13 protein-coding genes are annotated in these 13,880 nt (G+C 50.8%); 8 read left to right on the forward strand and 5 right to left on the reverse strand.

The features are described 5' to 3' along the window. Nucleotides 1–61 precede the first annotated feature (61 nt). The 4 genes from B036_RS0113495 (at nucleotide 62) to B036_RS0113510 (ending at nucleotide 2,934) form a co-directional block, all read left to right on the forward strand. A complete protein-coding gene (locus tag B036_RS0113495; protein ID WP_020569253.1) occupies nucleotides 62–742 on the forward strand; it encodes a response regulator transcription factor in 681 nt (226 codons plus the stop codon). After that, the gene (locus tag B036_RS0113500; protein ID WP_020569254.1) at nucleotides 742–1,791 is read left to right on the forward strand and encodes a sensor histidine kinase; all 1,050 of its coding nucleotides are present in this window, start codon (nucleotides 742–744) and stop codon (nucleotides 1,789–1,791) included. The genes B036_RS0113495 and B036_RS0113500 overlap by 1 nt, the downstream gene beginning before the upstream one ends. A 453-nt stretch (nucleotides 1,792–2,244) precedes the next feature. After that, nucleotides 2,245–2,433 (forward strand): 30S ribosomal protein S21, encoded by a 189-nt coding sequence (gene rpsU / locus B036_RS0113505; protein WP_020569255.1) that lies wholly within the window; start codon nucleotides 2,245–2,247, stop codon nucleotides 2,431–2,433. Between the two features lie 114 nt (nucleotides 2,434–2,547). Further along, nucleotides 2,548–2,934 carry a DUF1801 domain-containing protein gene (locus B036_RS0113510; protein WP_020569256.1) on the forward strand — a complete coding sequence of 129 codons (387 nt, stop codon included), beginning with the start codon at nucleotides 2,548–2,550 and terminating at the stop codon, nucleotides 2,932–2,934. A 40-nt stretch (nucleotides 2,935–2,974) separates the two neighbouring features. On the opposite strand, the gene B036_RS0113515 is transcribed toward B036_RS0113510, so the two are convergent. The 5 genes from B036_RS0113515 to B036_RS0113535 all read right to left on the reverse strand — a co-directional run bounded on the left by B036_RS0113515 (nucleotide 2,975) and on the right by B036_RS0113535 (nucleotide 8,267). Beyond that, the gene (locus tag B036_RS0113515; protein WP_020569257.1) at nucleotides 2,975–3,259 is read right to left on the reverse strand and encodes a hypothetical protein; all 285 of its coding nucleotides are present in this window, start codon (nucleotides 3,257–3,259) and stop codon (nucleotides 2,975–2,977) included. A 61-nt stretch (nucleotides 3,260–3,320) separates the two neighbouring features. Beyond that, complete coding sequence (locus tag B036_RS0113520; RefSeq protein ID WP_020569258.1) at nucleotides 3,321–3,842, reverse strand: hypothetical protein; 522 nt, start codon at nucleotides 3,840–3,842, stop codon at nucleotides 3,321–3,323. A 163-nt stretch (nucleotides 3,843–4,005) separates the two neighbouring features. After that, the gene (locus tag B036_RS0113525; RefSeq protein ID WP_020569259.1) at nucleotides 4,006–5,400 is read right to left on the reverse strand and encodes a peptidylprolyl isomerase; all 1,395 of its coding nucleotides are present in this window, start codon (nucleotides 5,398–5,400) and stop codon (nucleotides 4,006–4,008) included. 42 nt (nucleotides 5,401–5,442) lie between these two features. Further along, the gene (locus tag B036_RS0113530) at nucleotides 5,443–6,288 is read right to left on the reverse strand and encodes a peptidylprolyl isomerase (RefSeq protein ID WP_020569260.1); all 846 of its coding nucleotides are present in this window, start codon (nucleotides 6,286–6,288) and stop codon (nucleotides 5,443–5,445) included. Beyond that, the gene (locus tag B036_RS0113535; RefSeq protein ID WP_026231966.1) at nucleotides 6,288–8,267 is read right to left on the reverse strand and encodes a peptidylprolyl isomerase; all 1,980 of its coding nucleotides are present in this window, start codon (nucleotides 8,265–8,267) and stop codon (nucleotides 6,288–6,290) included. The genes B036_RS0113530 and B036_RS0113535 overlap by 1 nt, the downstream gene beginning before the upstream one ends. A gap of 434 nt (nucleotides 8,268–8,701) precedes the next feature. Here B036_RS0113535 and B036_RS0113540 point away from each other — a divergent pair, with 434 nt between their 5' ends. The 4 genes from B036_RS0113540 to B036_RS0113555 all read left to right on the forward strand — a co-directional run bounded on the left by B036_RS0113540 (nucleotide 8,702) and on the right by B036_RS0113555 (nucleotide 13,661). Continuing rightward, complete coding sequence (locus tag B036_RS0113540; RefSeq protein ID WP_020569262.1) at nucleotides 8,702–9,511, forward strand: M90 family metallopeptidase; 810 nt, start codon at nucleotides 8,702–8,704, stop codon at nucleotides 9,509–9,511. A 232-nt stretch (nucleotides 9,512–9,743) separates the two neighbouring features. Continuing rightward, nucleotides 9,744–10,937 (forward strand): hypothetical protein, encoded by a 1,194-nt coding sequence (locus B036_RS0113545; protein WP_020569263.1) that lies wholly within the window; start codon nucleotides 9,744–9,746, stop codon nucleotides 10,935–10,937. A 177-nt stretch (nucleotides 10,938–11,114) separates the two neighbouring features. Beyond that, on the forward strand, nucleotides 11,115–12,827 hold the full coding sequence (locus B036_RS0113550) for a hypothetical protein (RefSeq protein WP_020569264.1): 1,713 nt from the start codon (nucleotides 11,115–11,117) through the stop codon (nucleotides 12,825–12,827). Nucleotides 12,828–13,073: 246 nt separating this feature from the next. Further along, nucleotides 13,074–13,661, forward strand: coding sequence for an aspartyl/asparaginyl beta-hydroxylase domain-containing protein (locus B036_RS0113555; RefSeq protein ID WP_020569265.1), 588 nt, complete (start codon nucleotides 13,074–13,076; stop codon nucleotides 13,659–13,661). The last annotated feature ends 219 nt before the right edge of the window (nucleotides 13,662–13,880 follow it).

Below are 13,880 nucleotides of genomic sequence, written 5' to 3' on the forward strand. Positions count from 1 at the left end.
TTAATCGTAACCCAGATTAAAAGGCCTAATTTTGCAGCTGAATCATTTAAGAGCTCTGCATATGAACCCGGCCAAGATACTGCTGGTTGACGACGAACCCGATATCCTCGAAATTCTCGAGTATAACCTTCGCAAAGAAGGTTATGAAGTCGCAACTGCCGGGAACGGTGAAGCTGGCCTCAAAAGAGCTGCCGAGTTCGAACCCGACCTGATCATCCTTGATATTATGATGCCCATAATGGATGGGGTGGAAGTCTGCCGTCAATTGCGCGCGCGCAAAGAATTCGACAAAACCATCATCACTTTTCTCACCGCAAGGGAGGAAGACTACAGCCAGATCGCCGCTTTAGACACTGGTGGTGACGATTATATTACCAAACCTATCCGCCCCCGGGTCTTTCTTAGTCGGGTCAAGGCTTTGCTCCGACGGAATATTCGGGAAGAGGAGGTTGCCCCTAAAGTGATCAAGCTTGGAGACATCGAAATTGATCTGGAGCAGGTAATCGTTCGCCGGGGAGAGGAACGCATAGAGCTTGCTAAAAAAGAATTCGATTTGCTGACCCTCCTGGCCTCGAAGCCCGGGAAAGTCTTCAGCCGTGACGAAATATTCAACCGTGTTTGGGGGGCGGACGTTATTGTCGGCAACAGAACGATCGATGTCCACATCCGGAAATTAAGGGAAAAACTAGGTGATCATTACATTAAGACCATCAAGGGCATTGGTTATAAATACGTTTTTTAGTGCTTAAAAACAGTACCCCCAGAGAGATTGCGCTGCTTGCCTCCCTTACTATTGGTGGAGCCATTCTCGGCCTTAGTCTCTTACTTAAGGTTGTCCTTTTTTCAGCCGTCTCCTGGTTCGCAATTGGCGTTATGACAGTTGGCGCCACGGGGTTCTCCTACCTGGTGGTCCTTACTTACCTGGACCGCTACATTTACCGAAAGATCAAACTGATCTACAAAACGATCCACAGCCAAAAAATCAGCACCGATATTAAAAAAGAAGGGGTTGATCTGGATCAGCCGATCATTGATGATGTGGAGCAGGAAGTGGAAGAATGGGCGGAGAATCAACAGATTAAAATACAGCAGTACGAACGATTCGCGGAATACCGACGTCGTTATGTTGGTGACATCAGCCACGAACTAAAGACCCCGATATTCAACATACAAGGCTACTTACATACCCTTTTGGAAGGCGGTTACTACGACGAGAAAATAGCGATGAGCTTCCTCAAGAAAGCCGCTAAGAACGTTGACCGCCTACAAACGATCGTTGAGGACCTGGGGGCGATCAGCCGGCTGGAAAGCGGAGAACTGATTCTGGATACAGAGGTGTTCGACATCAAAGATCTTGCCTTGGAAGTGCTCGATGAGGTTGACCTTAAGAGCAAAGAAATGAAAATCGAACTCGGCTTTAAACCCGGTGCCGATACCGGGTTCCTGGTGGAGGCTGACCGGGAAAGTATCCGTCAGGTATTAGTTAACCTTGTAACCAATTCCCTGAAATATGGGAACCCCAACGGTTCCACCAAAATTGGATTCTATGACATGGATGCCTACATCCTTTGTGAGGTTGCGGATAACGGAATCGGTATCCCGGAAAAACACTTGCCGCACGTCTTTGACCGATTTTATCGGGTAGACAAAAGCCGCAGCAGGCAGAAAGGAGGCTCCGGTCTGGGGCTTGCGATTGTCAAACATATTCTTGAAGCGCATCAGCAGACCATTAATGTCCGATCCTCACCGGGATTGGGGAGTACTTTCGGTATTACTTTGGCTAAAGCTTAGGGGGGGGGTAACCACTAAGACATTAAGAACACTGAGGGCTACACTAAGGGGAAGGTAGTAAAGGAAAGAGTAGCCATTGAAGGCATTCAGTCAGTAAGAGCCGTAGGGGTGTTNANCANNTAACCACTAAGACATTAAGAACACTGAGGGCTACACTAAGGGGAAGNTAGNAAAGGAAAGAGTAGCCATTGAAGGCATTCAGTCAGTAAGAGCCGTAGGGGTGTTAACCACTTAACCACTAAGACATTAAGAACACTGAGGGCTACACTAAGGGGAGACAAGCAAGATAAGGCACTGAAGGCTACATTCAGGTAAAGGTGGAAGAGGAACTAATGAGAGAATTTCGGGCGCGCATAGCAAATTTCCAGAAGTAGTTATTTTTCTCCGTAGCTGTTTGTATTATCAGTCGAAAATCTTATCTTTGCACTCCATTTCAAAAATAGATCCATCTAAATGCTGATCATCAACGTCCGTGAAGGAGAAAACATCGACCGCGCACTAAAGCGGTACAAGCGTAAAAGCATCAACACCCGCGTCATTCGTGAACTGCGGAACCGTCGGGAATTCACCAAGCCAAGCGTTCTGCGCCGCAAGGAGAAACTGAAGGCTGCTTACCGCCTGGATAAGTACGGCGAACGCTAGTACTTTAATCGATTAATAATATAAGTGTGCGTCAGGAGGCGTGCACGCCAGTCGGAAGCGGCTATTCGGAATTGTATTCTGGATAGCCGCTTTCGCAGTTTATTTCCTCCATTTATGAAAGCAAACACGCCGGACAATCTTGATGAATTGTATGAGCGACTTCCGGAAGAAGAAAGACTGGTTGCTTCGGTATTACGGGCACTCATTTTCGAAACACTGCCGGACATCAGGGAGAAAAAATCTTACGGTGCTCCCTTCTACTTTGGTACTAAGGCAATTTGCTACGTGTGGCCAGCAAGTATCACCTGGGGCGGTAAGCGACAGGGGAAAGGGGTGACATTAGGGTTCAACCAGGCCAAGAAACTCAATCATTCAGGGTTCCTGGACTTTGGATCCCGGAAGAATATTGGATCGCACGTTTTTCTTACGGCAGAAGAAATCGACGTGAAAAGGGTTGTGGAACTTTTGAAGAGCGCCTGGGAGGTGGATCAGAGTAGTTAAAGGTAAAGGTGTTTTATTTGCGTATAAGTACACTCATACCTCAAATCCCCGCCTTAATATTCAAAAGAATCTTTCCCTCCTTGGCACTAACCTGCAATACCTCTATATCTAGTTTGGCCAACAAGGCCTTGGGGTCAGGCGCAGCCGCAGGTGCAGTGGAATTCTTTTTGGAAGCAGGGGGAGTTGGCGTGCTTTTCAGACCGCTGAGGAAATCCATGATGCCCAGGTTAATCAGTTCATCGCTTAAGGCAATGGTACCCTCTATCCTGGTACCCTCCAGGTCTTGGAAATTAGTGTCGAAGAGGTGTTTTTGTACTGGGTGCATGATAATTTATTTTTAGTTTGGTTGACGTGGAGAGGAGGGAGAATCAGACGGAGCTAAAACACTAAGCTACCAGGTGTAGCTCGATCACCAGGCAGTTCGCTTCACTGTGCAACTGTAAATGTTTAATCATCGGAACCAGCTTCTGGTAGCCGGCAGCAGTAAGCAGGGCAGGGACGTGGAGCCGCAGATGATCTGAAGTGAGCTCGATACCACGGGGCAATTTTTCCGCAATCTGGCCCTGCATCAGTTTTATGATGGGCTTGTCCATAAACCGAAAGCCATCGGTAATTTCGAGATGTAACCACGGTTGGCTGGGGAAGACCACCGGCCCTCCGGGCCGGAAGGTAATCCTCCGTTTTACCAGACCAATAACCGGCGCCTTAACCTCAAGGTGGAGGTTAACCGTATTATCGTTTTCCGGATCAAGGAATAATTCTTCCACCGGCGTATCGGCCGGCCGGGCGGCTAGTACCTCATTGAGCAATGTCCGGCCCAACGATAGGTCGATCCTTACGTCAGTACCCTCAAGATGAGCTTGAGGGTTATTCAGGAGCGTTTGTAGTGGTGGCGGAAGATCGGGCATTACAAGGTAGGTTTAAGTGGAAAACGATTGTCTTCCCCTGCTTGTTCAACGCTCATTGCATCCTGCGTTCGCGCCTTATACTGGACGCTCAGGAACCAGGTACTATAGCGAGATTGCGTAGTGGCGGGAAAAGCTTTTTATTGGCTACTTCCCCTTTCGCTCCTTACTTCTTAACCATTTTCTTGCCCGTAACGATCTTACGGCTGTCCTTGAGCCAGTTCTGCACTGAGGGGCAGGGCTGGTATCGGTCGTCTACCATCACAAAAGTAGAACCAATGGTCTTCTCTATCCAATCGCTGAGGAATTGTTGCTGCTTGGCATTCTTGGTAGCGTCCTGAATTTTGGCATAGTCCTGCGTCAGGGAAGCCTTGTGTGGGCTGCTGCGCGATTGCAACTGAACGATGCGGAGCATGTCTTCTCCCCGCGGGCCTTTGTAATCCATCACTTCACTGACGGCGCCAATTTCCATTTCATCAATGGTGAAGTAAACGTCCGGGTCCAGGTCGCCGATTTCGAAGAAAGTGTTGCCCGAAACAGGGTTGGTCATCCGGCCGTCATTGTTGTAGCTCTGGGCTTTGTCAAATCCAAAACGCTTCACCGCATAGCTGAAGCTGAAGCTGTCAACCTGTACCAGGTTGCCGATACTGTCCAGAAACATACGGGATTTCTCAATGTCTTCTTCCGTGATCTTTGGCGTCAACAGAATGTGAGATACCCGGATGGTGTTACCACGGCGTTCTTTCAGTTTGATGAGGTGGTAACCGAACTCAGAACGCACAATTTTGCTCATTTGGTCCGGCTCCAGGTTATAGGCTGCAGCTTCAAATTCTGGCACGAACTTTCCACGCTTGGTCCAGCCAAGGTCTCCACCGCCCTGGCCGGAGCCATCGACACTGTATTTCATCGCCGCTTCCTCAAAAGTGATTTTGCCCGCCTCGATGTCCTCACGTATCTCCGTTAGTTTAGCCACCGTAGCCAGGCGCGTTGCCTCATTGGCAACCGGCTGGGCTACAATCTCACCAACTTCCACCTCCGCATTGAAGTAAGGAAGGCTGTCTGCCGGAATATTCGCAAAGAATTCTTTGACTTCCGCCGGGGTAACTTTAACACCACGCACCACCGTACCACGGATCCTGTCCGTAGCGATCTGCTCCCGCAGGTCTTCCCGGAACTGCTCTTTAGTGGCCGTAATGCTTTGTCCGTAGTAGTCTTCAAACTGTTCGATACTTCCCTGCATGTAGCTAAGAATGCGGTCAATCCGGGCAGTCAGCTGAGATTCAACCTCAGCGTCGGTAACTTCGATACTGTCGAGCTTCGACTGGTTGAGGAGGAGCTTACCCACCAGTAATTGGTCCAGCATCTGGCAGCGGGCATCCGCAGGCAGCTCTTCGTTACTCTGGCTGGCAGCCAGGGCAAACTGTTCTTCCAGGTCAGACAGTAGAATATACTCACCACCCACACGGGCAATAACCTGATCAATCACGGTAGATTGAGCACTGAGGCCGACAGAAATGGTCAGTAGCAGTAGTAAAGAGAGGTGGGTTATAATCGTTTTCATACGGTAAAGTTATGGTATCCGTGGGTCGGATGTAGTATCAGTCTAAAACGTTTCAATATTATTTCGGCGCAGTTCCCGTTCGAAAATCTCTTCACGAGCTTCTTCGATAACCTGCCGTTTGCGGCTGTGGAGGATGACTTTTCGGGCCTGGTCTTCCACGTAGCTGAGTGGAGCAATCTCCAGTCTCGGCTTTAGCTCCAACAAGCGGAAATAGTAGCGAAAACTACCATCTTGCTGGCTGAACTCCCGCTTGGAATTCACGTTAGCCGCCGTCAGGGTTCCTTCCGGTAGCTGCTTGGCAATATCATCGAGACTGTACCATGGTGTTGGATCCAGTAGCGAGACCTCCGCAAAGCGCTCGCAGTAGTTTTCCAATGCCATGGAATCGGTGATCTTACCATTATTCCATAGTTGCTGCAGCTGTTCTTCGTCCTGCGTAGGGTAGGGTACCCGGATGAATAAACAACGGACAATCGGCCTTTCCAACAGGTACTGTCCCTTACTCTCTTCGTAGTAAGCTTCCAGTTCCGCCTGGGTGATCGTGCTGTCGAGTCGCAGGCTCACCAATACTTCCTCGTAATGACTACTGACCAGGCTGGCCCGGTAGTCTCTTACCAGTCGGTCGATGTTCATGTCCGACGGAAGATTACGTTCCGCTTCCCACTCCAAGACGGTTTCCCGGCTCCAGCGGCGCACGAAGGCTCCTTTGATCAGCGAGCTGTCTTCAGCCGTTGCGTCAGGCGGAAACATGCCGTCAAGCTCCGAAAGGCGGAGTACCTTTTGGTGTACCCTGGCGAGGATCGGATCATCGGCGTTGGTATCCGGCTCGCTGCAACGAGCAAAAGTCAGCAGTAGCAGGGCAGCCGTTGCTACCCGGAACAAATTCATCAAGATTTAATCAATTTAGCGAGTACTTTCTTGTTGATTTTTACTGGAAACTGCTTGCGCAGTTCTTCGACCCACTCGCGTTCGAGTTGGTCCTGGTAGTCTGCAATTACGTAACCCCGGGCTTCCCGCAATTCCTTTTGACGGGCGGGAAGGAGTGCTTCCACTTTAGAGAAAGTGGCTACTCCCTTACGCATATCATTGGACACCGGAGTGCGGCTGCCCGCTTTAGGCGTCAGGTTGCCGATTTCACTCAACCGGTTGAGTTCGAACTCATCGGAGGAGGCGTCTATGTTGGCCCGACCGAATTTGTCCAGCGTAGCGTCCATATCATGGTCCGCCGCGTAGGCGTAAACTTCGTTGATGTCGGCGCCGGAATTGGCCCTTACCACGTAGCGGGTAACGGTGGCCCGTTCCTCCCACTTGTAGTCATCGCGGTGCATAGCGAAGAATTGCTTCAAGCCGGTGGTGTCTTCACTGGCCTTGTCCCAAACTTCAATTTTAGTAGCTTCGAACAACAGGATTCCTTCCCGGTACTCCCGCATCAAGGCAGCAAACTCCGGGAAGTCGACTTCCAGGCGGCTTTCCGCATAAGCCATCAACTGTTCGTCGATCCAGGTGTCGTATAAATTACTGGCAACGGTAGATGCATTACTGTTTCGCCCCATACTTACCCGTTGGCGACTGTTTTTGCGTAAGTATTCCTGGAACTGGTCCAGGCCTACCTTATAGTCGTCACCAACGGCCAATAAAGGCGTAGTGACGCCGGTTTTGGCCGGCTTCCAACGGAAGGAAAGAAAGGTGGAATCTACCAACTCAGCGGCATAACGGCCAAAGACCGCTTTGTTTTCTTGTACGTTCGCCTTGACTCTGATGTCTTTGAGCATCTGCTTTTTTGCGTCTTCGAAGCGGCCATCGGCCTTAACTTTCGTTTCCAAAAGAGGGCGTATATCGTCCAGCGGTTGTATTCCTTTGGCGGAAATACGCCGGATAAGGTGAAAACCCACACTGGATTCGATGATCTCGCTTACCTGCCCGTCTTTAGTAAGGCCAAAGGCAGCGTTCTCAAAGGCTGGTTCGTACCGGTTGATTCCAATAAAGCCGAGGTAACCAGCATTGTCTTTGGTTTTTCCGTCCTCGCTGATTCTGGCGGCTACCTTGGCGAAGTCATCGCCATTGTTCAGCATTTTTTGTGCGCTTTGGAGTTGGGCCGGGATTGGCATCGAACCGGTCTTTGTTCCCTCTGGTTTACGGATCAAAATGTGGGCGATCTCTACTTCGCCGCGCGCTGGGCGCTCGGCCGATTTAATGGCCAGGTGGTAACCGAGTTCTGTTTGTACCGGACCAACTACTTCATTCACTTTTGCCCGGTACAGGGCAGTTTCCAGCCGATGCATTCCTTTGGGGAAAGGGGCGGTGATGTAACCGATCTTACCACCTTTGGGTGCGCTGAAGTTGTCCTGGCTGTTCTTTTTTGCCTCGTCGGCGAAGTTGCTGGCAGTGAGACGAGCTTTGATGGCTTTAGCCTCGTTGAACAGTGCCGCGGTGTCGGCCGGGGAGGGGTTGCCCCTAAACTTAAGAAGGATGTGCGAAAACTCGATATCCTTTTGTGTGCGCTGGTAAAGTTCTTCCACTAAGCGATCAGTTACCTGCCGATCAATCAGGTAGTTGTCGGCCAACTGCCGGCGGTAGCCTTCCAGCTCGTTTTGCAAGGCAGTAATGGTGTCGAGGCCCATGGCTTTTGCCCGGGCTACCTTGAGCTTAAATCTTTCGTAAAGCTCCAGGTATTCGCGAACGCTTTCTTCGTTGTAGCCGGATTCGTCACCGTTAGTTTTGCCGAAAATATATTTAAACTCTCCCACCGTCACTGGTTTGTCCGCCACAGTAAAGAGAACATCACTGTCCTTTTGCGCTGAAAGCCCAGCGGCAGCCATTATAAGGACGAGGAACAAGAGGTGCTTAAAACTATTCATATTATTCATTCAGTTCATCGGTTCAGTCAGTTGAAGCAACGGCTGGATAACCCGCCAGTACTTCCCGATTGGGAGCGCAAAAGTAACCATTTTTTTGATGGGGTTATTGTGGTAAGTGGTGGTTGTGAACCCGGAGCATCAAGGTCAGGCGCGGTCGCAGGTGCAGGGAAGGTTGAAAAGCAGCGCACGGTGTGCCGGCTTACATTCTATCCATTCATTACGAAGTGGTTTGGGGGGATCACATGGTGCTGAGCACCCGCAAACGCTACCAGTCGTAAGTTAACGGCACCCCAAATTTTTATGGTTTGGTTATAACTCTTGCTAATCGTCAGCCCGACAGGTATCGGAGACAAAAACGCTGCTTCGTCAGGTTCCGGAAACCCCAAAAAACATCATTCCTTCCTTTACACCTACCTTGTCCTCCACCAAGCTCAATTTTTTTCATGTCCTCAACCTTCCTGATCTCCGCGCTAGTAGTCATTGCTGTTCTGGGCATCCTCCTGTACTTCATTTTTAAGCCACGCGCTCTGCCGCCGCTGCCAGAATTTAAGCAGGAGTGGAGAAATATTCTCCTGGAGAACGTTGCCTTCTACCAGGCACTTGAGCCCGCCGAACGTCAAAGGTTCGAAGGGCGAATGCAATTGTTATTGCAGCGGGTAAAGATCACCGGTATAGAAACTGAAGTTAATGAGGTAGATAGGGTCTTTGTGGCCGCCAGCGGCGTCATTCCCACTTTCGGGTTCCCGCAGTGGAACCAATACCCGAAACTGAATGAGGTATTGCTCTACAAAACACACTTCAGGCAGGGAGACTTTGCCACGGAGGGCGCTGATCGCAGGGTGGCTGGTATGGTCGGTGGAGGCTTTATGAACGGAAAGCTGCTTTTGTCCAAACCTTCCCTCCGGCAGGGATTTCTGCAAGCTGGCCGCGGAAACACGGGCATCCATGAATTCGTCCATTTGCTGGACAAGGCCGATGGGGATACGAATGGTATCCCGGCGTACTTCATGAAGAACGCCTACGTCGTCCCATGGCTCGAGATGGTCCGATCGGAAATGGAAGCCATTGAACGCGGGGAATCGGACATCGATGACTATGCCACGACCAACAAGGCTGAGTTTTTTGCCGTTATCGCCGAATATTTCTTCAACCGCCCGGAAGCCTTTGCTGACAATCACCCCCGCTTATTCGCCTTGTTGGAGCAGGTCTTTCAGCAGGATATGGATGGAGATGGGATACCTCGTAGGAGATAGGTTGCTCCGTTCTTGTGCTCGTTTTCATTGGGAAGTACCCTGTATTACCTGTAAAAGTCCGGATGAGCCTTAACCTTTCTTTGCACCTGCGGCCGCGCCCCCAAAAGCTATTTAGGTGCTTTTATTCCCAGAATCTGAAGATTTAAACTCAAAAAACCTGCCGTCACCGTATTTTACTAACTCTGGCCAAACAAACCAATCTTGTGTGGGTTTTGTGAACAGATTACCCACTATGATAAAAGAAATTCGCCGCCGCTTCAACGATACCTTTACCGAAGCCAATTATCAGGACATGCGTGCCTGGATGAAAGACCAGTACCAGCATGACCCTAAATTTCACGTAGCTGAAACGCCCATTTTTATTCCCAAAAAGGTGAGCGATCGGCTCCATGCTGCCTGCGACGATGTGCTGAAGGTTGTGCTGCAGCCTGATTTCGCAGAACGGTCTAAAGCAGCCATTCCTCCCGGAGAAAACGTGCCGGGACAAAATGACCGACCGCTTTTTATGCAGTTCGATTTTGGCATGTGTGAGGATGAGAACGGAGAGGTTGTTCCTCAGTTAATCGAAGCTCAGGGCTTCCCGTCTCTGTATTTCTTCCAGTACCTGCTCGACAAAAGCTACCGGAAGTTTTACCCCATTCCTGAAGATTATTCCTGTCGCTTCGGCGGCAAGTCAGAGGAAGAATACCTCGACCTGCTGGGGCGTTGCATCCTGGGCGACCATGCTCCGGAGAACGTCATTTTGCTGGAAGTAGACCCAACGGGGCAGACTACCCGCGTTGACTTCATCGTTTGCTGCGCCGAACTTGGTATTGCTGAAGTCTGTATCAGCGACGTTGAGCTGGAAGACGGGAAACTCTTCTACGACCTGAATGGCAAACGCACCCCGGTGCACCGGATCTACAATCGGGTCATTTTTGATGAGTTGAAATCCCGCCCTGACCTCAAACGTACCTTCAACATGATTGAGCAGGCGGAGGTAGAGTGGGCCGGCCATCCCAACTGGTTCTTTTTGCTGAGTAAGTTTACCCTTCCGTTTATCGACAGCCCATACGTACCAGATACCCGGTTCCTGCACGAGGTGACGGAATTGCCCGAAGACCTGGAATCCTACGTGCTGAAACCCCTGTACAGCTTTGCCGGTGAGGGGGTAGACCTTCACCCGACGGCGGAGAAAATCGCCGCCATCGAACAGCCCGAGCACTTTATTCTACAAAAGAAAGTCAGGTACGCAGATCTAATCGAGACCCTCGATGGTCCCGCCCGAACCGAGGTGAGGATGATGTATGTCTGGCCCGATGATGCTGAAAAACCAATTTTGTTGAACAACCTCGTAAGGCTCTCCAAAGGTGAAATGATTGGTGTGCGCTATAACAAGGGAAAAACCTGGGTAGGTGGTTCACTTGGCTACTTTGCGCCATCATAGGGTCTTTATCAGAGTTGCCGCTAAGCACCAACTGTGCTGCAAATAGCCCTCGGTACGCATCGTAAGGTGTTAAGATAATGGTAAAGCGTGGGCAGGTATTCAAAAACTGTCTTGGTGAAACAATAGACCGGGCTGGCTAAACATTAGATTTCTTTAGTTATGTTATCTCAGCCCCATATGAAACCGTTTCAACCCACCTTCTTTTTTCTGCTTATTTTATTGATGCTTACCTCCTCGCTTGATGCGCAACGTCGCAACAAGCGTTCTGATGAGCCCGTGTGGCCACCAGAACGTGCTTATGGCAGGACAACGCTGGGCAATGCCCTGCAAAACGTTTTTCAGCGGCACTATGACTTTTGTGGCTTTACCAAGCCAAGCGGTAAAAGAGATTATACACCACCCACCATTGATCGTTTTCTGGGTAAGCGGGACCTGCGTACCCGCGTGGAGCGTGCCGACATCAACGGAGGGAACCTGCTTAGTTACATATTTACCGACGAAGAAACTACTTTTCCACTTGATGTCATTCACTACCGTGCCGATCAGCTGTTATTCAATAAAGCAGACGGGATTGAATTGATGCCGGCTCCCAGACCGGGATTCGATGCCTTTTTGTTGACTAAAAACTGTAGCGGTTACCTTAAGGCGTCCCTCGATGCCGGTTTGAAACCGCCCTACGTTGCCTTTTCGGCGGCCCTGGACACGGATGCCCGTCGCAACAGTACGGTGATGGCCCTTGCCGGAAGCTTCGTCAGTCCGTTGGGAGAAATCCTTGCCGCCAACGACGCCCGTACTACAGAGTTGATGGCCACCCTTTGGCGGTTTTACCAGGACCACCCGGATTATATCGGGCGGGCATACTACCTGACCCAATTTGAAGGTGTAATGGTTAAGCACCTCACCGACGCTACGGAGGTTACCCGGGCGGAACAGACCCTGGGCGTGAACGTGGCCGTTCCCCTGGCCGGCAAACTTAATGCTGGCTTAAATCGTCAAAGGACAAACGACAATAATTTTTCAGGTACAGACTGGGAGACGATCGTTTACACCGATTTTGCCGGCCCTTACCAGCGTAACGGCTTATTCGCATCGCTGCCTACTCCGGCAGACATCGAGGCTTATTTTCGCTATACGCCCGTGATAGCTGCGGAGGGGAAACGAGCACCGCTGCGTGAAGGCGGAGCTCACCGGCATTCGGTAAACGTTGCAGGGTTGCCAGCCGGCATGGCTGGCGCCGGTTGGCGAATCGATAACGTCAGAGGCGGCGCTTATCGGGGAACACCTTCCTTACAGGTAACGGCTTCCGGACCCGCCGGCCTTTCCTTTTCCATAGATGGGAATACTTCCCCCGAACTCTTTCTTCCAGAACATCCCGGCGCGATCGCAGAAGTGCCTTTATACTACGAATTGGTGCTTCCTGCGAGGGCTAACTTACCCGATCTGCGCATCCCGGTAAGTAACAGGATACCAACTTCTACCCATCCGCTGGTAGATATTGCCGGGGCCCGGTTCGAATTACAGCGTAAGAACAACGGGCAGTACGCTTTCCGCTGGTACCTGACGCTTAATGTAAATGATCGGGAGAATCCGCTGGATCCGAACGGGAAATTCGAGGTAACGGAAATTACGGCCGGATATCCTGAATCTCCCATGGACCTGACGTTGGTTAATGCTACTTTTGACGCATTCCGCGCATCCATGACGGTGGTGCTGGAAACCGAAAGAACCTGGCCACTGAACCTGGTCGATGATCGTAACATGCAAACTTTACCAGTAAGGGTGGAGGTTTGCCTGCCCGTCAAAGACGGTTACAGCCTTTGCCGACGGCCATTGAGCACTCGCCTGGCGGTGCCCCGGATTAAGATTCAGGCCGTGAAGGGACTGGACTGATTGTCGCTTCGCGCCGTTGCAGAGGTCGCTTTGCTCCCGTTGCAGAGCGCCTGCGGCGCCTTGCAGCTACCGCATGGGGCAGCGCTCACTTCGTTCGTGAAACAAGGCGATTTTATCAGCCAGCCACGCACCCCCTGCAACCGGAGCGTAGCGACCCTGTATCCCCTGTTCCTCGAGCGCAGCGGATAAAAATTCGCCGATGATTCCCTAACTTTCGGACCTAATTCTTCCACCGATTATTTACCCATGTCGCCAACCACCGCTACCCGCAACGATAGAATTCAATTGCCTTTCAACTTTGACGTTGCCAAAATGCAGGCCGAGATCGAAGTGCTTCGGCCCCACAATTTTCTTTATTACGACGTAATGCCGCTGCGCTCCCCCGCGCATGAGATTGATCCCTCCATTCCTTTTCCGCCGCCGGCGGAAGATTATGCCGACGGCACCTGGACCGAATGGCTGGATACTTCCTCGCTGAAAAAATCTCCTTACCTCAGCAGTGTAGTCGATGTCTTTAAGGCCAAAACCCGTGTTACCCTGGTGCGGCTGCTTCGCTTAGCTCCGGGGGCGGTCGTTAAAGAACATACGGATCCTACGCTGGGCCTCGAGGTGCACAAATCAGTGATCCGGCTTACGGTTCCCATCGTGACCAACGACAAGGTGGCGTTCTACCTGAATAATGAATTGGTGCCCATGCAGCCCGGAGAATGCTGGTACCTCCGGCTGACTGATCCGCATCGTATCGTGAATGGCAGTGATCAGGAACGCATCAACCTGACCATTGATATGGAGCCTAATGAATGGATTACTAAGACTATTCTTGCTGCGGAATAATAGTTGATAGTAAATAGTATGCAGTATTTAGTGGGTATTACCACCGCAGGGAGGCGCTCGCTACGCTTGTAAAGATTAGGAGTAGTGGGTAGTACATGGAGTGAATAGTGGTACCGCATTTGGGTGCTCGCTGTGCTCGTAAACCCCTTTGGTCAATCAGAAACGAGCGGAGAGAGTTGGCGTATGCTGTAACCTACCCACTAAGGGCGAAGCCCGACT

This window comes from Neolewinella persica DSM 23188 (genome assembly GCF_000373105.1).
Taxonomy (GTDB): Bacteria; Bacteroidota; Bacteroidia; order Chitinophagales; family Saprospiraceae; genus Neolewinella; species Neolewinella persica.

What these genes read in the sequence shown, in the direction of transcription:
- B036_RS0113495 (WP_020569253.1), top strand. Translation starts at nt 62, where the DNA reads ATGAACCCGGCCAAGATACTGCTGGTTGACGACGAACCCGATATCCTC.
- B036_RS0113530 (WP_020569260.1), bottom strand. Translation starts at nt 6,288, where the DNA reads ATGAATTTGTTCCGGGTAGCAACGGCTGCCCTGCTACTGCTGACTTTT.
- B036_RS0113535 (WP_026231966.1), bottom strand. Translation starts at nt 8,267, where the DNA reads ATGAATAATATGAATAGTTTTAAGCACCTCTTGTTCCTCGTCCTTATA.
- B036_RS0113545 (WP_020569263.1), top strand. Translation starts at nt 9,744, where the DNA reads ATGATAAAAGAAATTCGCCGCCGCTTCAACGATACCTTTACCGAAGCC.
- B036_RS0113515 (WP_020569257.1), bottom strand. Translation starts at nt 3,259, where the DNA reads ATGCACCCAGTACAAAAACACCTCTTCGACACTAATTTCCAAGACCTG.
- B036_RS0113540 (WP_020569262.1), top strand. Translation starts at nt 8,702, where the DNA reads ATGTCCTCAACCTTCCTGATCTCCGCGCTAGTAGTCATTGCTGTTCTG.
- B036_RS0113555 (WP_020569265.1), top strand. Translation starts at nt 13,074, where the DNA reads ATGTCGCCAACCACCGCTACCCGCAACGATAGAATTCAATTGCCTTTC.
- rpsU (WP_020569255.1), top strand. Translation starts at nt 2,245, where the DNA reads ATGCTGATCATCAACGTCCGTGAAGGAGAAAACATCGACCGCGCACTA.
- B036_RS0113525 (WP_020569259.1), bottom strand. Translation starts at nt 5,400, where the DNA reads ATGAAAACGATTATAACCCACCTCTCTTTACTACTGCTACTGACCATT.
- B036_RS0113550 (WP_020569264.1), top strand. Translation starts at nt 11,115, where the DNA reads ATGAAACCGTTTCAACCCACCTTCTTTTTTCTGCTTATTTTATTGATG.
- B036_RS0113520 (WP_020569258.1), bottom strand. Translation starts at nt 3,842, where the DNA reads ATGCCCGATCTTCCGCCACCACTACAAACGCTCCTGAATAACCCTCAA.
- B036_RS0113510 (WP_020569256.1), top strand. Translation starts at nt 2,548, where the DNA reads ATGAAAGCAAACACGCCGGACAATCTTGATGAATTGTATGAGCGACTT.